Source organism: Guptibacillus spartinae (assembly GCF_028610625.1).
GTDB lineage: Bacteria > Bacillota > Bacilli > Bacillales > Guptibacillaceae > Guptibacillus > Guptibacillus spartinae.
Genome location: NZ_JAQQWU010000013.1, coordinates 15,496 through 33,337 on the forward strand (window position 1 = coordinate 15,496; position 17,842 = coordinate 33,337).

19 protein-coding genes are annotated in these 17,842 nt (G+C 40.9%); 9 read left to right on the forward strand and 10 right to left on the reverse strand.

The annotated features are described in order from the left end of the window. Positions 1 to 176 precede the first annotated feature (176 nt). From PQ511_RS18485 to PQ511_RS18500, 4 genes are all read left to right on the forward strand, one after another. On the forward strand, positions 177 to 749 hold the full coding sequence (locus PQ511_RS18485; RefSeq protein WP_273853415.1) for a hypothetical protein: 573 nt from the start codon (positions 177 to 179) through the stop codon (positions 747 to 749). An 18-nt stretch (positions 750 to 767) separates the two neighbouring features. Further along, positions 768 to 971 carry a helix-turn-helix domain-containing protein gene (locus PQ511_RS18490; RefSeq protein ID WP_273853416.1) on the forward strand — a complete coding sequence of 68 codons (204 nt, stop codon included), beginning with the start codon at positions 768 to 770 and terminating at the stop codon, positions 969 to 971. A 167-nt stretch (positions 972 to 1,138) separates the two neighbouring features. Continuing rightward, entirely contained in the window at positions 1,139 to 1,321 is a 183-nt protein-coding gene (locus PQ511_RS18495) for a YjzC family protein (protein ID WP_273853417.1), read from the forward strand. A 47-nt stretch (positions 1,322 to 1,368) separates the two neighbouring features. Beyond that, the gene (locus tag PQ511_RS18500) at positions 1,369 to 1,674 is read left to right on the forward strand and encodes a DUF3243 domain-containing protein (protein ID WP_224595843.1); all 306 of its coding nucleotides are present in this window, start codon (positions 1,369 to 1,371) and stop codon (positions 1,672 to 1,674) included. A 52-nt stretch (positions 1,675 to 1,726) separates the two neighbouring features. Here the strand turns inward: PQ511_RS18500 and PQ511_RS18505 are convergent, their stop codons facing one another. The 3 genes from PQ511_RS18505 to PQ511_RS18515 all read right to left on the reverse strand — a co-directional run bounded on the left by PQ511_RS18505 (position 1,727) and on the right by PQ511_RS18515 (position 4,195). Continuing rightward, positions 1,727 to 2,518 (reverse strand): uroporphyrinogen-III synthase, encoded by a 792-nt coding sequence (locus PQ511_RS18505; RefSeq protein ID WP_273853418.1) that lies wholly within the window; start codon positions 2,516 to 2,518, stop codon positions 1,727 to 1,729. 71 nt (positions 2,519 to 2,589) lie between these two features. Next, positions 2,590 to 2,907, reverse strand: a complete 318-nt coding sequence (locus tag PQ511_RS18510) for a Rieske 2Fe-2S domain-containing protein (protein WP_273853419.1) — start codon at positions 2,905 to 2,907, stop codon at positions 2,590 to 2,592. 37 nt (positions 2,908 to 2,944) lie between these two features. Then, positions 2,945 to 4,195, reverse strand: a complete 1,251-nt coding sequence (locus PQ511_RS18515) for an NAD(P)/FAD-dependent oxidoreductase (protein ID WP_273853420.1) — start codon at positions 4,193 to 4,195, stop codon at positions 2,945 to 2,947. Between the two features lie 173 nt (positions 4,196 to 4,368). On the opposite strand from PQ511_RS18515, the gene PQ511_RS18520 reads away from it, so the two are divergent. The 3 genes from PQ511_RS18520 to PQ511_RS18530 are packed head-to-tail and all read left to right on the forward strand — an operon-like array spanning position 4,369 to position 8,024. Next, positions 4,369 to 5,796 (forward strand): spore germination protein, encoded by a 1,428-nt coding sequence (locus PQ511_RS18520; protein WP_273853421.1) that lies wholly within the window; start codon positions 4,369 to 4,371, stop codon positions 5,794 to 5,796. After that, a complete protein-coding gene (locus tag PQ511_RS18525) occupies positions 5,797 to 6,885 on the forward strand; it encodes a GerAB/ArcD/ProY family transporter (RefSeq protein WP_273853422.1) in 1,089 nt (362 codons plus the stop codon). Then, the gene (locus tag PQ511_RS18530; RefSeq protein ID WP_273853423.1) at positions 6,882 to 8,024 is read left to right on the forward strand and encodes a Ger(x)C family spore germination protein; all 1,143 of its coding nucleotides are present in this window, start codon (positions 6,882 to 6,884) and stop codon (positions 8,022 to 8,024) included. Before PQ511_RS18525 ends, PQ511_RS18530 begins: the two co-directional genes overlap by 4 nt. 53 nt (positions 8,025 to 8,077) lie before the next feature. On the opposite strand, the gene PQ511_RS18535 is transcribed toward PQ511_RS18530, so the two are convergent. Next, complete coding sequence (locus tag PQ511_RS18535) at positions 8,078 to 9,589, reverse strand: DHA2 family efflux MFS transporter permease subunit (RefSeq protein WP_273853424.1); 1,512 nt, start codon at positions 9,587 to 9,589, stop codon at positions 8,078 to 8,080. 204 nt (positions 9,590 to 9,793) lie between these two features. On the opposite strand from PQ511_RS18535, the gene PQ511_RS18540 reads away from it, so the two are divergent. Both PQ511_RS18540 and PQ511_RS18545 read left to right on the forward strand, forming a co-directional pair. After that, complete coding sequence (locus PQ511_RS18540; protein WP_273853425.1) at positions 9,794 to 10,711, forward strand: TetR/AcrR family transcriptional regulator; 918 nt, start codon at positions 9,794 to 9,796, stop codon at positions 10,709 to 10,711. Between the two features lie 212 nt (positions 10,712 to 10,923). Then, positions 10,924 to 12,477, forward strand: coding sequence for a DUF11 domain-containing protein (locus PQ511_RS18545; RefSeq protein WP_273853427.1), 1,554 nt, complete (start codon positions 10,924 to 10,926; stop codon positions 12,475 to 12,477). Positions 12,478 to 12,533: 56 nt separating this feature from the next. On the opposite strand, the gene PQ511_RS18550 is transcribed toward PQ511_RS18545, so the two are convergent. From PQ511_RS18550 to PQ511_RS18570, 6 genes are all read right to left on the reverse strand, one after another. Then, on the reverse strand, positions 12,534 to 14,924 hold the full coding sequence (locus tag PQ511_RS18550; protein ID WP_420541735.1) for an immune inhibitor A domain-containing protein: 2,391 nt from the start codon (positions 14,922 to 14,924) through the stop codon (positions 12,534 to 12,536). 293 nt (positions 14,925 to 15,217) lie between these two features. Next, complete coding sequence (locus PQ511_RS18555; protein WP_273853429.1) at positions 15,218 to 15,568, reverse strand: hypothetical protein; 351 nt, start codon at positions 15,566 to 15,568, stop codon at positions 15,218 to 15,220. 95 nt (positions 15,569 to 15,663) lie between these two features. After that, the gene (locus PQ511_RS18560; RefSeq protein WP_420541736.1) at positions 15,664 to 16,401 is read right to left on the reverse strand and encodes a glycoside hydrolase family 25 protein; all 738 of its coding nucleotides are present in this window, start codon (positions 16,399 to 16,401) and stop codon (positions 15,664 to 15,666) included. 146 nt (positions 16,402 to 16,547) lie between these two features. Next, entirely contained in the window at positions 16,548 to 16,706 is a 159-nt protein-coding gene (locus tag PQ511_RS23825; RefSeq protein WP_489753154.1) for a hypothetical protein, read from the reverse strand. Further along, positions 16,655 to 16,810, reverse strand: coding sequence for a hypothetical protein (locus tag PQ511_RS18565; protein ID WP_273853430.1), 156 nt, complete (start codon positions 16,808 to 16,810; stop codon positions 16,655 to 16,657). The genes PQ511_RS23825 and PQ511_RS18565 overlap by 52 nt, the downstream gene beginning before the upstream one ends. 71 nt (positions 16,811 to 16,881) lie before the next feature. Beyond that, the gene (locus PQ511_RS18570; RefSeq protein ID WP_273853431.1) at positions 16,882 to 17,760 is read right to left on the reverse strand and encodes a TetR/AcrR family transcriptional regulator; all 879 of its coding nucleotides are present in this window, start codon (positions 17,758 to 17,760) and stop codon (positions 16,882 to 16,884) included. Positions 17,761 to 17,842 lie beyond the last annotated feature (82 nt).

A 17,842-nucleotide genomic window follows, 5' to 3' on the forward strand; every position in this document is an offset into this window, starting at 1 on the left:
ACTCTAGCCTCCTATTCTCATCACCAATTCCAATATTTCCTAATATTTAAGATATCAGTAAAAATTATTTTATTCAATATAAAATTATTGTTTTTCAATAAAAAAGTATCGATACAGGAAGAGATTTGTAGTAAAATAATGTTAATCAAACATCACTGTTAAAAAGGAGTTTACGAATGAAATGGAAATTTGGGTTTAATCTTTTATCGAAAATTTGCTTGATCCTGTTTTATATCATAGGTTTACTATTTGTTTTTACAACACTAGAACACGTGTCACTTATTTGGTTTGCTGATAGTGCCCTGGCAAAATCTTTCCGTCCTTATGAACCCATTTTCAGTTACATTCAGCTATCGTTCCAAAATCAGCCGGATCTTTATGACGAAAAATCTTTTTTGATTTTATCGTTTATTTCAATATCTACTAGCGTCCTCTTTATGATGCTATTTTTATGGTTGATGCGGAAGTTATTAAAAAATATATATTTGAAAAGCCTTTTTCTCCAGCAGAACGTAGCGATCATTTGGAAGCTTGGCGTCATAACCATCGTATTAGGAACGGTATCAACTTACATAGATGAACAGATCACATCTCGAACGCTTGAATTGCTAAAAATCACGAATGCTACGATCCAATATTCAACATTAAACTATATTGATACGATAATAGGCGGCATTGTACTTATCCTTATCGCCTCTGCCTTAAAGTACGCTGTCAACGCCGTTGAAGAAAATGAACAAACAATCTAACAGCAAAGGCGATGGAAGATGATTCGAATTAAATTAGATGTGATGATGGCTAAGAGGAAAATGTCGCTTAATCGACTATCTGAACTCGTAGGAATTACGCCGGCGAATTTATCCATATTAAAAAATGAAAAAGGAAAAGCTGTTCGTTTCACAACATTAAATGCGCTCTGTCAGGCACTCGATTGTCAGCCAGGAGACTTGTTGGAATACGTGGAAGATTAGAGAGGAGAACCCGATTGGGTTCTCCTCTCTTCTTTCATCCGCACTTAAACATCACAAAACCATAACAGTCTATTACAATGTGCTAACAATCCATATATTGGGTTTACTCCCTTGCCTTTCCGGTTACATACCTTATGTACTTAACAAAACTAAAGGAGATGAGTGAAATGGAAGATCGTTACAAAACAGGTGAAAAAGCTCCAGAAAACGGCAAGTATGAATTTGATGGTTTAACAAATGGAAGCAACAGCAACCCCACCGAAGACGAGAAGCACATTAGCCTTCAAAGCGGAGAAACCTTTCCTCCTCTTCGATCAAGCAAAGAATCAGCTTATTGGAAAAAAGCATAATTTCGAAAAGGCAAGCGAATGAACACTAGCAAAGGAGATGAATGAAAATGGCAGAGAAAGATCCAAAACAGGCAGTTGCCCATATGAGTGAAGATAAGAAAGATGACATCATGAACAACTTCAAATCATTTAAAGATTATCTTGGGGATCAGGTCCACAAAGGTGAGAAACTTGGTCTTGGGGAAGAAGGTCTTTCAAAAGGTGCGAAGCGCGTTGCAGACTATCTAGCGAAGCATGAAGAACCGCGAAATCGTGAAGAAAAGGTTTTAAATGAATTATGGAACGCTGCGAACGAAGAAGAGCGTCAACATATGGCTCACGTCCTTGTAAAACTGGCAGGACAAACAAATTAAAGTGAAGCAAAAAGCCGTCATCCAAAGGGGGAAGACGGCTTTCTGCTTCACTTTATGCACGATAATAATTAGCCATCTCGATCACCATCGCGCCCATACGTGGTGTGGCTGGCGTTAATACTCGCTTAATCCCTTGTTCTTTCAATTTTTCCTCCGTAACTTCCCCCACCGCTACGGGAAGAATGTCTTTAGTAAACGCTTCTAAAATCACGTTTTTCTTTCCTACTCTTTCAACATAGTCAAAAAAATACCGTACCTGGATGGCGCTTGTAAATGCTACCGCATCAAAAAGCCCACTTGCAATCTCCTCAATCAATCGTTCGAGCACTTCTTCTTCTGGCGGAGTATGCTCGTAAGGATAAATCGTTTGAACAACATTATTCGCTCGTTCAAGCGTCTCAATAAACGCTGGCACGTTTTCCCCATGCATTTGGAGAGCAATGGACTGATTCTCGATCGTAAGCGAATGCTCCAGTTGATTCATCGTTCCACGATCGGCTACTGTTGCTGGGGTGATGCCTTTTTTCATAAAATGCTGGAGGGTTTTCGTTCCTCGAACAGCAATCGGAACGCTTCGAAGCAATTGTTCATAGGGCTTTCCTAGACCGTTTACTTCCGCTAGTTCAGCCATTCTCTTTTCCCCCATACCTGTCGTGAAGATTAGTAATTGTGGAGGATTTTCAATAATTTCTTGTATTGATTGAACAACCTGTTCTTCATTCGTAAAGACCGTTCCTTGAGCAGGGCGAATCAACGCGGTTCCCCCCTGCTTTTCAATAAGGGTCCGAATCTCTTCTCCTTTTCGCCCCCCTGTTACAGCAATCCTTTTCCCTTGTAGTCCCATGTCTCTACCATCTCCTTAAGCCTCATCTTAAATAGAGGGTACAGCACCATCTTCATTTGTTCAACTAAACGTTATTCTAGTGTGACGTAAATAAAGCCATCCTCGACCTCCACAGGAAACGTTTCGACCTTGCTGTTCAAAATTGAATGGACACTCCCCGTAAAGAGATCAATGCAACACTGATGGTCTAGGCACGTAATTAATCGCCCAGACATTTTCCCATGGACGATCGCCCCGCCTTTTGGACATCGGTTATGAAGCGCTCGAAACGTGCCATCTGGAAGACAAAAAATCGCAATGGATAGCTGGAGTAAATCAATGGCACGACCAGAACCAGGAACATGATCACGTGTTCTACCGACATTGATTTTGACTGCTTGAACCGGCATCCTATCAATCCTCCTAAAAACTCCTATAGTCTATTCACTAGCTTTGTGCCGTTCGATTGACTTGATCACTTCTTGGAACAAGCGTTAAATTGGTTTTTCGTTTTCGTTCCTCAGGAAAAAGTTGATTAGAAGGAATGTCTGAAACCGGTGCCAAACGACTGACGAGCTTCGCTAAGATGACAGCTTCTGAAGTATCTCCGTAAAGAATGGCCCCAATCACATAACCATGTAAAGTGACTATTTTTTTGTAAATGTGACGAATGGGATCAATCCATTGGTACGTTCTCGTATCTTCTGTTTCAAGCACTTGTCCCGCAGAGAACAAACTGATTCCTGATATATTTAACGTAGTGGAGGGTGTGGACCCATGGTATTGCTTCGGAGACCCTGCAAGTGTTTGAGCTAAATGTTCCGCTTGATCAAGAATCGGATCGATGACACCGTACGTTACGCCGCGATGCTCGGCACATTCACCGATCGCATAAATAGATGGATCACTTGTTTGCAAATAGTCATCCACAAGGATGCCACGATGAACCTCCAATCCACTCTTTTTCGCTAACTCCACATTTGGCTTCACTCCAACAGCCATAAGAACCAAATCGATTTCGAGCAATGTCCCATCTGAAAAAGTAAGCGACTGGACGTTAGCTTCCCCGTTAATTTCTTTCGTCCGTTTGCATAAAGCGAATTTCACACCTAATGTTTCTAAATCTTCTTGAAGCATTTCAGATGCCAGTCGATCAAGCTGTCGATTCATCACATTTGGTTGATGATGAACGACTGTTGTATCAATCCCTTGTTGAACAAGACCCATCGCTGTCTCTAAACCCAGAATGCCCGCCCCTATCACAGCTGCTTTTCGATAACGTTTTGATGCCTCCATTAAGGCTTTGCAATCCTCCATAGATCGAAACGTCATAACACCTGTCTTTCCAGCTCCTTTTACTGGAAGAATGTGCGGGTTAGCACCTGTCGCAAGAACCAGTGTGTCATAAGCGATCTTTCGTCCCCTATCTGTTTTCACTTGACGACTGAGTGAATCAATCATCACCGCCGTCTCATTCTCAATGAGTCGAATCCCTCGCTGATTATACCAATCGTCATCCTCTACTTTTGCTTTTTCAACAGCCATATCATGTTGCAGAATTCGGGAAAGCAGATATCGTTTGTAGGCAGGTTCATTTCCAATAATCGTTATATCAAAGCGAGAAGAATTCATCGAAAGCAAGCGTTCAATAAATTGAATGCCGGCAACTCCGTTTCCAATTACCACAAGGCGTTTCACAGAATCCCCTTCTTTCTGGGCTATATATTATGCAAAATCGTACCATGTTTGAAAATTTAAAATAACAAATTGGTTATAAATCCTAACAGGGTTTCGAAATCATGATCCCCATTTGGATAGTTTTATGATTTCAGCAAATGATAATGAGAGATCATTTTCGGAGTGATGATGATATGAATAGAAGACGATTTGTCCGTACTTCTTCCTTATTAGAAGAACAAATAAAACTAGAATTCCATAATAGTGAAGACTTAAAACACAAAACCATCAAACTGGATGGCCTCACCCTTACCCTATTGTATCTCGATGACATTTCGGATCGCATGGTGATTCAAAAGACCATTCTTAGTCCCCTTCTTACGATCGCAAATGAAGACACGGTGATTAGTCCAAGTGATATTCCTGACCTTATACCATTGGCAGCGGTCAATAACATAGAGGATCACAGCACTATTTCCAGACATCTCATGGAAGGGTGTACAGTACTAATTGCAAGAGAATCGAACGATCATCACGTTTACTCTATTAAAACAACCTATTCCGTTAAGAGATCCCCAGATGAACCGGTAAATGAACCGACGATCAGTGGACCAAGAGACGGATTTATTGAGTGCATTCAAGATAACAAAGCATTATTGCGTGCCCACTTAAAATCAAGCGATCTTTTATTTGAACAACATCTTATTGGAAAAGATGTCGTAACATCGATTTCCATTACTTATTTACACGGAAAAGCGAGCGAGACATTAATAAATGAAGTGCGAGAGCGAGTCAATCAAATTGAGGCCGATTATATTACAGATGCAGGAGTACTCGAGCAGCTGCTTGAACGCAATCCTCTCTCTGTCTTTCCTGAATTAACCTCAACCCAACATCCAACGAAAGTTGCGAATGCGCTGCTTGAAGGGCGCGTTGCTCTGATGACCGATGGCTCACCAACAGTATTAATTGCACCAACAACGCTCAATATGCTTCTTCAAACACCTGACGACTACTATTTCAAATGGATTCCCGCTTCACTTATTCGACTGTTGAGCTATTTCACAGCACTGATCTCAGTTCTTTTGCCCGGAGCTTATATTTCACTCATATCCTTTCATCATGGACTGATCCCGACGAGTCTTGCGGTTTCTCTATCAAAAACAAGGGAAGGCGTCCCGTTCCCCTCCGTTATTGAAGCATTTATCATGGAGCTAACGATTGAAATTCTTCGTGAAGCTGGCGTACGACTACCAAAACCAATAGGTTCAACCGTAAGTATCGTCGGAGCCATTGTGATCGGAGAAACAGCCGTAAGTTCTGGAATTGTCAGTCCTATGATGGTAATGGTGATCTCATTTACCGCCATCTGTTCTTTTGCTATACCGAATTACCAGCTAAGCCTTGCGCTCAGAACGATCCGTTTTTTTATTTTATTTTCAGCCGCACTTCTCGGGGTATACGGGATGCTCATTGCGATCTTTATTGTTACAACGCATCTCATTAAGCTAAGAAGCTTCTCGACACCGTATATGGAACCATTTGCCCCCATTCATATCAAACGATGGAAAGACTCCTTTATACGGCTCTATTACCGTGTGGGAAAAAGGACGGGGATTTAATTGCAAACTAACCAGCACTCTCTTCCCATTATCATCTTCTTTATTTCAACCATTATAGGTGTTGGAATCGTGACGCTACCACGTGAAACAGCGACAATCGTTGGACAGCCCAATATGTGGATTAGCGTGATTCTCGGCGCATTCGTCGCCTTCATCAATGCGCTATTCATTTTTATGCTAATGAAGAAATATCCGCTTAAAACCGTTTATGATATTGCGCCAGAATTAGTGGGCAAATGGATTGGAAAGCTACTTAATCTGATTTTCGTTTGCTATACGATTGCGATTTCTGCCTTTATCATTCGAACAATGGCTGAAATTGTGAATTATTATCTACTAGATAAAACGCCAAAATTCGTTGTCTTACTTGTTCTCGTACTCTCTTGTATGTACCTTGTCTCAACCGGACTTCCGAATATCCTGCTTTTTCTTCAACTGTACTTTCCAATTATTTTGTTAATGTTTCTTCTCCTAACCTTACTTAGCATTAAGAATATTGAACCGACTCACTTACGACCGATTTTATATCTTGATGGAAGTGATTTACTAAAAGGAGTCAATTCCACCTTTTTCTCGTTTGTTGGATACGAGCTTCTAATGGTTCTATCAGGAGAACACCGTCTTACACGTTGGAAACCTGTTACCTTCATTCTAGGAATTAGCATTGGAAGTGTATGCGTCATCTACGTTCTGTTCTTCATCTTAAACATTGGCGTTCTAAGTATTGAAGAGTTAAAGGTCATCACTTTCCCTACAATTGAAATGGCGAAAGCGATTGAATTTCAGGGATTTTTCTTCGAGAGATTTGAGCTTCTTTTTTTGTTTGGATGGATCATTACCATTTTCACCACCCTAACCGCCTATTATTATTCTGCAATGCTCGGGGTTTGTAAAACCGTTAACTGTAAAAAAACGTTCTTTATGAATGCGTTAATCGGTTTGCTGATCCTGATGCTTTCATTGCTACCCTCAGGAATTACAGAGCTATTTTCTTATGGAACGTACTTAAATTATTTGTCTTATGTGGCGCTAATTGCCATTCCTCTCTTGCTATTCCTTTTTTCATTTAAAAAGGGGGCGGTGAAATGAAGAAAGGTTTGCTTGTTTTCCTTTCTCTTCAACTCCTCTTTCTAACATCATGCTGGGATAGCAATGAAATCGAAGATCTTGGAATGATTATGGGAATTGGCTTGGATTACAATGGAGAAGAGAAAGACGTCTTTTCCATGACAAACCAGTACGTTGTTCCAAATAACATTGAAGGCACACAGACTGGAAGTTCAGGAGGAATTCCTTATCAGAACATTACATTAAACGGGAGCAATTTCTTTCAAATTATCCGTGAGAACTCGCTTGAAACGGATCGCCCACCAAATTATACTCACTTAAAATCCGTCGTTTTTACAGAACGTCTATTACAACAGGAGCCTTTGAAACAGTTAATTAGCTTCTTTCTTCGCGATCATGAATTTAGGAGAACGGTAGCGATTTTTATCACGAAAGAGTCCGCAGCTGAGATTCTTGCCATTGAACCGACGAAAGAAATGTTTCCGGCTGTTCAGATGAAAGAGCTCACCCAAAACCATAATCGAAGCCTTTACGTTCAAGATACGCTTAAGTTTGGAGAAGTGTCGAAAAAAATTACGGAAGGAGCAAGCTTCGTTATCCCTGAAATCGGAATTAATAACGGACGCATTCGTCTGCTTGGAGCTGGCATCATTTCGAATAAAACGGAGAAAATCGTCGGTTGGCTCACGCCTGAGGAAATTGCTGGATTAAAATGGGTAACAGATGAAGTGAGTGGTGGACTAGTCGCCATTAAAGAAAAAAATTCCGAAGAAGATCAAGCGGTACTTGAGATTATGAAAGCAAGCACCACGATTGAACCGGAAATGAAGGACGGTCAGCTGACGGTTCACTTAAAAGTGAAAAGCGCTCTTAGACTTGCAGAAGACTGGGAAATCAAGCGAGACGTTTTTAGTGAAGGCTGGGAAGAGGATCTAAAAAAACAGGGTGAAAAAGTTGTCAAAGAAGAAATCGAGCACGTCATCACGATCGCTCAGGAACAACAACTTGATTACTTAGAATTTAGTACGTGGACAAGCATTAAACAACCGGCCTATTGGAAAAAACACCACAAAGAATGGGAACGAATTTTCTCGCAATTGCCCGTAACAATTGATGTCGATTTCACGTTAACGGGTTATGGAACACAAGATATCAATTAAGTGCAAAAGAAGAAAAAAGGATGAAAGCACATGGCTTCATCCTTTTTCTCATGCTATGCATTAGTGACAAGATCAACAGGCTTCGACTCTGGGACAATCGGCTTCTTCACTTCTTCTTCGCGTCCAGCTCGCTTAATGAAGAAGGCAAGCACAAAGGCTAAACCTGCGATAAAGGTAGCGATGAAGAATGCGAAGTTTATGCCTTCCAGCATCGCCTGCATCATAATTTGCTGTTGCAGCGTAGCCGGATCAACGCCACCCGCCACCGCTTCCTTCGCAAGATCGGTTGCAGCAGATTCTGTTCGGTTAGACATAATCGTTACGAGAAGCGCTGTTCCAATCGCACCAGCTACCTGGTTTAGCGTATTGTTCATCGCTGTTCCGTGCGGATAAAAACGAGCTGGCAGTTGATTTAATCCATTTGTTGAAACAGGCATCATTACCATCGACATCCCAAACATACGTACAGCATGAAGAATCATAATGTAGTTATACGTTGTCTCCATCGACAGTGTACTGAACAGATACGTTGTCACGACCGTAATCGCAAGACCAGTTGTGGCAAGAATACGCCCACCAATTTTATCAAACAAACGACCTGTGATCGGTGACATAAATGCCATCACAAGTGCACCTGGCAGCATCATCAAACCGGCATCAAGAGGTGAGATACCGCGAATCGTTTGTACGTAGATTGGGAGCAATAGCATCCCTGAAAACATCGCCATGTTCACAACCATCGTAATCGAAGAAGAAAGAGCGAACATGGGGTACTTAAAGATCGTAAAGTTTAACATTGGTCGCTCTTGTTTGGACTGGCGAATAATGAAGGAGATGAGTGAAATAACCCCAACCCCGATCGTTAAATAAACATGTGGGCTATCCCACCCTTTATTTCCCGCAGAACTAAAGCCGTAAAGAATACCGCCAAATCCCACGCTTGATAAAATAAGTGAAAACAAATCAAGTCGAATATTCACTTTTTCTTTCTTATCTTTCAGTAAGAAGAACCCAAGTAAGAAGATGGTAATCGCGATTGGCGTAACGAAGTGGAAAAGCATGCGCCAATCATAGTGCTCGATAATCCAACCAGATAACGTTGGACCAATCGCCGGAGCTGCCATAAGAATGAGCCCAAAAACGCCCATCGCTGCTCCTCTTTTTTCAATTGGAAAACTAATAAGCATCACGTTCATTAAGAGCGGCATCATAATAGCCGAACCTGAAGCTTGTAGCATCCGTCCTCCTAGTAGCACCGGAAAAATCTCTGCCATTCCAGCGATAACGGTACCTAATGTAAATAGCCCGATCGCCACAAGGAACAAGCGACGGACGGAATATTTCTCAATAAGAAATGCTGTTGCCGGAATCATAATTCCGTTCACTAACATAAACCCTGTCGTAAGCCACTGAACTGTCGCCGTTTCAATTTGTAAATCCGCCATTATGGACGGTAGTGCAATATTTAGTAGTGTATTATTAAGAAACGCAATAAACGCACCAACAATCAAAATCGCAAGAATTCCATACTTTGGACGAGGCGTCTCTTTACCTGATTGACTCATCGTTATACCCCCATATACCTTTAGTTCAATTATTTATACCATCGGTTCAAATCTCTCATATCATATACCATGAGTTCAACTTTTGCAATCATTATTTCTTCCCAATTTAAAAGGATTTGTTTCAATGATAAAATTAAGGTATGATCAGTTTTATACCGGCAGTACAAAAGTAGTCATAACTATAAAGAAGTAAAAGGTGATACGATGAACGATCGCAAGCAGCATGTTATTAAAATGGCGCATCAGCTTTTTATAGAAAGAGGCTTTCAAGCGACTTCCATCCAAGACATTTTAGAATATAGCGGTATCTCAAAAGGAACGTTTTATAACTACTTCTCCTCAAAGAACGAATTGTTAATCGCTCTTTTCAAAGCCTTATATGGATCAATGGAAACAAGCCGAGATGAACTGCTGATTGGTCAGGATCGCGCTGATCTCACGATTTTTATTAAACAAATTGAACTGCAAATGAATACGAATAAGAAAAATAAACTGATTACCCTTTTTGAAGAAGTTTTTGTTTCCAATGATGAGGATCTGAAGCAATTTCTTAAACAAGGACAGAAGAGGATGATTCAGTGGGTCTTCACTCGTTTCCTGGAGCTGTTTGGAGAGGAAAAGCGACCATACTTGCTTGATGGAGCCATAATGTTTCTTGGGATTCTCCATCATAACGTGAAGTACTATTCCATTGCGAATGGGTCAAGCGTCGACATCTCACCTGTTGTTCACTATAGCGTTCATCGCATCGTAACGCTCGTGAATGACGCAGCTAATACCGGCGAGCAACTGAACAAACCGGAACAGATGAAAACCTGGCTACCGGATGTTTCGCAAACCGAAGAAATTTTCAAGGAAAAGCTCTACCAATCAATCGCCATGTTAAAGAACGGACTGAACGAATCCGAGATTAGATCGATTGAACTTCTAGATTTCATTCAGGATGAATTTCTTCATTCCAAGAAATCAAGGGAGTTTTTGATTGAGAGCGTCCTTTGTTCGTTAAAGGCTGACAAGAATCTAGATCAACAAACCGTTGCTTCACTTGATGAACTAATTAAGGATTATTTTGCGCGAGTGGCAGAAGCGTGTAATCTACCTAACGTTTCAATAAAACAATAGAAGACTCTATATGTTATTAGAAAAACCGTCCAATTCCTGGGACGGTTTTTCTAATTCTATCTATCGATAAGCTCCCCGCAATGTTTCTTTTAAAAAACAACCGATTGATTTCTCACAAAAATAATCGTGTAGCATACATTAGTACAAACAAAGCTTTGAACAATTTATGTACAAGCTGCCTAGAAATAAAGTCTATAGAAAGGAAATGTGTAATGCCCTATCTACAACGTTTTACAACGACAACCGACGGCGCTATTACATTTACTGGAAACACACTAGGGTTAAGTAAGCAGAATAATACATTAGCTGCAGGAACACAAGGCTCAATTGGTTCTTATATTACCTTGCAAAACACAGGTGTCCCTACTTATCCTACTCCCCCTCCTGGGACGACACAAAATTATTTAGAGAGTTTATCGTCTGCCATGTTGCATATAAACAACGTTGGAGGATTAAGTAAAGTTCTCTATGCGGAATTAATATGGGAGGGACAGTATCTCACAAATAGCCAGGACATCTCTGGGTTGATTGATAACCCCATTCAATTCATCGATCCTTCCGGCAATGTTTACAGCATTCCCCCTGATCCTGCGACCTCGTTTGAGCAAGTCTTTAATAATGGCTCTGAAACAGTAGGTTATTATGTAAGGTCTCGTGAAGTCACGAGTATTGTGGCTGCTCAATTAGAAGGCACTTATTCTGCAGGAGCAGTGCCCGCATTATTAGATCCCGCTTCGAACTCGAATCATGCTGGCTGGACGCTTGCTGTCATTTATGAAGACCCGACACAGCCCCCAAGATTTATGACTCTTTATGTTGGCCTTGAAGCGATTATTTCTACCGGTACTCCTGTAAACATTACGATTACAGGCTTTAACACGCCAGTTTCCGGTCCCCTTAGCGGCCGACTGTTAGTCAGTGCTGGTGAAGGAGATGCTTCCATTACGGGTGATCAGCTACTGTTTGGTCCAACTGTTCCTACATTAACGACAATTTCTGGACCGAATAACCCTGTAAACAACTTTTTTGGGTCTCAAATTAATAATGATGCCGGTAACTTAGACACTTCAGGAACGTTTGGCGATCGGAACGCCAATCCTTTTACTGCAACCAACATCAATGCAGGTCGACAAGGATGGGATATTACGAATGTTGATGTCTCTTTTGCCCTCATCAATAACCAAAATTCTGCTGTTGTGCAATTAAGAACCGCAGGAGATGGTTATGCCGTAAATGCTTTAGGTGTTCAATTTGATGTAAATGCACCGGTTTTTGAATCTGTTAAAACAGCAACTCCTACTACTGCAAATATTGGCGATATCATTACGTACACTGTCGGTATTGTGAATACAGGACTAGTTCCTGCAGAAGTCGTGTTATTTGATGATGTGTTCATTACACCGGGGGGAACGTTTGTCCCGGGCACGCTCATAGTTGATGGCGAACCAAATCCAGGCGATCCGACGGTATCCCCTATATCACTGGGTACCATCGAACCCGGTCAATCAGTCGACATTTCATTTCAAATTCAAGTGACCTCTCAACCAGAGGCTTCCCTCTTATCCGATGCAACTGAACTGTTTTTCCAATTTGAGAGCACTCCCGGAGGGCCAGTGTTTCAAGGGGTTAGTATTAGTAATCAAGTGGACGTCCTCGTTCAATCACCGATTCCGCCGATTCCAAATGTACCAGTGAACTATATCGGGCGTTGTAAGAAGTGTCAGAAGAAGAAATCTAGCTGTCGACAGTGTAAATATATTCCTTGATAATCCTAGGTTTAACTAAAAAAGAAGGAGCGCAATTTTGCACTCCTTCTTTCCTATTATTTTTGCGTAATAAGAACTCGTCCTACAGAACGATCCTTTGCTTCACCTGTTACTTTAAACTTCAATCCATACTGTGGCACATTACGGCCAGCATCTGGAATCGCTTCGTTTAAATAGCTCTTCTTATCATTGAATTCTTTCACAAATTGGTTCTTCTTGTCTGTTAGAGTGCGACCAAGAAGCTCTTTGTAATCAATGAACATTTTTTCATCTTTACGCAGACTGAACGCTGCATCATGGATTTGGTAACGCGTTTGCGCGACAGTGCCATCGCTCCAGAACAATTCATGTTGGTCAGCATCAACTACGCCAAGGTAGCCTTCTCCCGGGTGAATGCCTGTCCAGTTATCCGAGTATTTATTATCTGCATACCAAACAATTAAACCTGGATCATAAGACATCAGACTTGCACCGCGAGAAATGTGATCCAACCCTTTGTCAACACCCTGGTGGTTTCTCCATTCAAGAAGGTAGTAGTGTTCGGATACTTTAATCCCATTCTCTACCGTAAATCCTTGTAGATCAACTTTTGGCTCTCCTTCAGCATTATCAAAGAAAAGCTCATTGCCGTCCGCTGTTACGCGAATATCGTCTACATAGAAACCAGGGTTAATCGCTCCACCGTCTGTCCAGTAGTTGATTTTCACTTGCACATCCTTACCAGCATATGCGCTTAAATCAAAAGTTCCATCAACCCATCCATCCGATTTACCGGTAATTCCGTGACCTGGGTTACCATCATGTGGATCTGTATCTGTTGTGATATTACCAGGAATGGAGGTCCATTCTTTTCCATCTTCACTAACTTGAACGGAACCATAATCCCAGTCTTCTTCAATGTCGTACCATGTTTTAAACGTTAGTTCTGCAGAAGCTGCATTTGAAAGGTCAACGTTCATGACAGCTGAATTGTCGAGATCATTGTCACTTCCACTGAAGTACTCATAGTCGCCACTAAATGGCTTGTTAATTTCTGTTTCTTTATCTGGCAAGTTAATGCGAAGGGCATCTAGATTTGTCCCTTTAGTGTTCGCTTGATCAAGTAAAACCTCTAGACCTTTTTTATCAATTTCATCTAAATCCACTTCATTGTAGCGTAACCAGTTTCCTCCATGAGCGGCTTGAAGAAACTCTTTTGACCAGGCACTAAAACCAGTTGGTTCTGTTCCGGGAATCTTACCTGCCCAGCTTCCACTCGCCATGATGGACCAATAAGATACTGCTTCACCAGCACCAGAATATTGGGTATCGTACTCATCTGGTAAACCTAAATCATGACCATATTCATGTGCAAACACTCCCGCTGCACCATCAGCTGGCTCGATTGTATAGTCATAAGCATACATTGATCCTGCACCGAAGTAATCCTTTTCAGGCTCAGGTGACCCTTTGATTGGGAAGATACTACCAAGGTTCCAGCGATGAGACCAGATTGCATCTGTTCCAAGTTGGCCACCACCAGCTTCTTCCCCCACAGCTGAGTGAACAACCATAAGGTGATCAACGAGACCATCTGGCTCACGGAAGTTTCCGTCTCCATCAAGATCGTAGCGATCTTCCTGATCATAGTCTGCAAGATTAATGGTAGGATCGGCAGCTGCCGCATTTAGAGCTTCCTTCACGAGTCCACGTGCATTCACATCACTATCATCTTCTGTAGGATAATTCCCACCGTATTCAGCTGCATTCTTCGAAGCCATATACCATCCAGCAACCTTACCATTCACTGTATAGGCGCCATCTGTTTGCTCTTCATAGAACTGCTTCATGGATACAAGGTTCTCACCGTTTGGACCTTTGTAACCATCCTCACCGAAAATCATATTTTGATAGTGTTCTTTCACATAATCCTCATAGTACATATCCGATTCTCCTGGTTGAATGCTGTTATGAGGAAAATCCGGGAATTCTACAAGAAGAACGAGAACATTATCAGAACGGACGCTGCCATGATAGTCTTCTTCTACGACTTTATCTAACTTTTTACCGCCTTTTTTTCCTTTATCATTTCCTTTGTGATGATCATTCTTTAGCTTCTTTTTCACGCTTTCTTCCACTTCTAGCTTTTCATCCTCTAATTCACCGCTAGAATCCTTTTCTTGAAGGGATTCCGATTTTTCTTTCAAGAAATCTTCTAACGTGGCTTCTGCCTCTTCAGCTGAAGCATTCTTGGAGATCTTCCCAGATTCTTTCAGCATCTCGATCAGCTTCTCTTCATTCGCAATCGCGAGATCAAACGGTCCTTTCTTATGTACTGATTCTTTCTTCACTTCTTGCTTAACTGGAGTGATGTCTGATTGAACTGCTGCGCTTGCACTTGGAGCCGAAAAGGCGCTTAGTGCTAATGCCGCAACCATCGCCATCGACAATACATTTTTCCCCTTCACTTTCTCAGTCCCCCTAAAAATGTTTTTTACAATAGTTTTACAACGATCTCACTATAATCTTTTTTCAGAAAAATTTGAATGATCCGAAAGTCACAATGTTCGGCAATTAACGAAAAAATAAATAAAATTAACTAGTAAAATGCCAATAATCAACTAAATGACTTAGGACTAAAGTCTATCAAGGCGTGAAGATGAACATTAACCTGCAATAACGCTTCAACACGTTAAATACACAAAAACCAGCCTCAGATATTTTCTCTGAGGCTGGTTTTTGGATTTATTATTGAGGTATATTATTCATTCTTATTTTGGAGATCTTTCTGAATTTCCTTTTTCAAATCCTCCATATATTTCTGACTAGACTTCTCATTTTCTTTGACATTTTTCGCTTTCTTCTGCAAATAATTTTCTAATGCGTTCTGAATTTCAGTTGGACTAGCATCCTCTGGAATTTTACCCGTTTCCTTTAGCATTTCAATGATTTTTTCATCATTGGCCATCATTTCTGCTTGAGGTGAAAGGTCAGTTTCAGATGTTTCTGGCTCCACATTTTGGTTTGTTGGTTCACCTTTTTCTTCTGAATTCCCACATCCGGATAGACACATACTTAGGAAAAGAATGAACAAGAGCTTCTCAAATTTCATGGAGTCTTCCCCTTTCATTTTTACACCCTTTTCTTACTAGACGAGATGACTTACGGAAAAGTTACCGTCATACAAAAGCTGCTTGAGGGGGACGATTACTTTCCATATAACTCAAATTCTCGTTTACTACCCTGAAACACATTTACATCAATAAACTTTTCTTCTCCAAGGTATCCCTCTAACGTCTCGCGATCGGTATACTGCCAAAACGTCCATTCTCTTTGATCAGGCAAGTTCGGTTTTGAAAAAACATCACGAATCCAAATATCACACTGTTCAAAATCGTTCTGTAAGTATAACTCATACGCTTCTAACGTTGTATACAAAATAACGCGTTTTCCATAGTGTGCTTTAAGTTTCCCTATCATTGCTTGAAGCTCTTTTTTTACGTTTGCGGGATCGGGAGGATTCTTTTCCTTATCAGCATAAAATTCAACATCAATCACTGGAGGTAAAGACGTATTTTTAACAGGCACTGCTTTGATAAAGTTGTCTGCCTGGGTAGCTCCACTACTATCAAAGCTAAAAAAATGGTAGGCACCTACGCGCAACTTTGTTTCATTCGCCTCATTCCAATTCTCTTTAAAATACGGATCAACAAATCCACTTCCTTCAGTTGCTTTTATAAACGCAAACTGAAGTTCTTTTTGAAGTATTGGCCAGTCAATTTTTCCTTGATAAGAGGAGACATCCACCCCTTTTATTGGATACTGCTCTGCACGACCGTCATTGGGAATAAACATTCCTTGAAGCCACAAATAGACTACGAAAAGGAGCCCAATCACAATGAAAAGACTGATCGAAAAAACGAATTTACCACTTTTGATATTCATAAAAGTCTCCCACTCTTCATGATGATTGTCTTAGTATAGACTTTTCAAACCTTAAATTTCCAGCAAAAAAAATCAAAAACCCAACAAAAGATAAATTTGATGGGTTCATGCTACATATCTATTTTTCTCTCACATTTAGTCTACTTTTACCATTCCACCACAATAAATGTGATTGGCAACAATAGCACAACAGCATTTACGACAATACCGGCTACCGCTAATTTTCTCTTCGAAAAGCGATAGGCGACAACACCTAGTAATAGACCAACAGCACAGATAAGAATTGGAAAGAAAACTGGAAAAATGAGAGGAAGCTTCCTGCAATAATCGCCGCAAGGCATCCTGCTGCAATAGAAACAATCGAAATAAAGGTACTGCTACCATTCATCGATGTCGGTTGTTTTGTCATGATGTCTCTCTCCTTTGGTGATAACGAATAACCAGTATTTACCCGAAATCCTCAAGAGATAATCCATTCGACTAGTTTGATGGGGGAAGAAGCTGTTCTTCCAATAACTGTGCTTTTTCGCTTAACGTTTCTTCTGATTTTAATAGGTGAAAGAGACCGCGCATCACGATTTCATCGGGGGTTGACTTTCGCGACTCTTCTGAAATGCGGTCTGTCACTTCTAGATAGTAGTTCGACTGCTTATGTTGATGTATGCTTTCATAAAGGCTCTTCCATGCATTTTCTCTTTTTGCAAACGAAGTGAATGCGCCTTCTCGATCCATGCCAACCGAAAAAGGACGCATCATCTCATCGTCCAAAAGAGGAGAGCTATTCCCAGATAGATAATCTTTTGCTAAAATATCGATTTGCCTAACAAGATGTTTGCCTAACTGATCAGGTGCAAGGTCACTTTCAGAAGTAATCATCAAGCCAGTATAAGAGGTGTAAATGGATTGGGTCATCCACATTAAATCCCATTTATAAGGCGTGATCTCTTCACCATATAAACCGATTAAATTCCGCTCAAGCCAGCTAAACAATCGCCCTCTCATCCTGTGCCCCATTCCTTCAAGCTTTTCGCTACTTTGGGCAGATTCTCCGCGCATATGCATTTTCATATATGATTTGTATTCTAATATCCCCTCAAATTGGACTTGGAATTGTTTCGCAAACCGCTCGTACGGTGGAAGATTTCCATCTAGCCCTACGACAAAAGCTCGTTCAAACACGAGCTGTTGGTAATGCTCGTAGATCGATATAATGAGATCTTCTTTTGATGGGAAGAATGTGTAGAGCGAACCTTTCGACACACCCACACTATCTGCAATTTGTTGCATCGACGTATGCGTGTAGCCTTTTTCTGCGATTAGCTCAACAGCCGCTTCTAATATTGCCTTTCGTTTATCCATAACGATCACCTCGATGTCTTCTTTCATCAGAATACACTAGATCATCATTAAAATGATAGTTCTAGTGTGTGAAACATGGACC

Bases quoted from the DNA above. Each gene is read 5' to 3' on its own strand.
- PQ511_RS18505 (WP_273853418.1), bottom strand. From the start codon at position 2,518: ATGGGACTACAAGGGAAAAGGATTGCTGTAACAGGGGGGCGAAAAGGA.
- PQ511_RS18485 (WP_273853415.1), top strand. From the start codon at position 177: ATGAAATGGAAATTTGGGTTTAATCTTTTATCGAAAATTTGCTTGATC.
- PQ511_RS18520 (WP_273853421.1), top strand. From the start codon at position 4,369: ATGAATAGAAGACGATTTGTCCGTACTTCTTCCTTATTAGAAGAACAA.
- PQ511_RS18490 (WP_273853416.1), top strand. From the start codon at position 768: ATGATTCGAATTAAATTAGATGTGATGATGGCTAAGAGGAAAATGTCG.
- PQ511_RS18545 (WP_273853427.1), top strand. From the start codon at position 10,924: ATGCCCTATCTACAACGTTTTACAACGACAACCGACGGCGCTATTACA.
- PQ511_RS18555 (WP_273853429.1), bottom strand. From the start codon at position 15,568: ATGAAATTTGAGAAGCTCTTGTTCATTCTTTTCCTAAGTATGTGTCTA.
- PQ511_RS18560 (WP_420541736.1), bottom strand. From the start codon at position 16,401: ATGAATATCAAAAGTGGTAAATTCGTTTTTTCGATCAGTCTTTTCATT.
- PQ511_RS18565 (WP_273853430.1), bottom strand. From the start codon at position 16,810: ATGACAAAACAACCGACATCGATGAATGGTAGCAGTACCTTTATTTCG.
- PQ511_RS18535 (WP_273853424.1), bottom strand. From the start codon at position 9,589: ATGAGTCAATCAGGTAAAGAGACGCCTCGTCCAAAGTATGGAATTCTT.
- PQ511_RS18495 (WP_273853417.1), top strand. From the start codon at position 1,139: ATGGAAGATCGTTACAAAACAGGTGAAAAAGCTCCAGAAAACGGCAAG.
- PQ511_RS18570 (WP_273853431.1), bottom strand. From the start codon at position 17,760: ATGGATAAACGAAAGGCAATATTAGAAGCGGCTGTTGAGCTAATCGCA.
- PQ511_RS18510 (WP_273853419.1), bottom strand. From the start codon at position 2,907: ATGCCGGTTCAAGCAGTCAAAATCAATGTCGGTAGAACACGTGATCAT.
- PQ511_RS18500 (WP_224595843.1), top strand. From the start codon at position 1,369: ATGGCAGAGAAAGATCCAAAACAGGCAGTTGCCCATATGAGTGAAGAT.
- PQ511_RS18530 (WP_273853423.1), top strand. From the start codon at position 6,882: ATGAAGAAAGGTTTGCTTGTTTTCCTTTCTCTTCAACTCCTCTTTCTA.
- PQ511_RS18540 (WP_273853425.1), top strand. From the start codon at position 9,794: ATGAACGATCGCAAGCAGCATGTTATTAAAATGGCGCATCAGCTTTTT.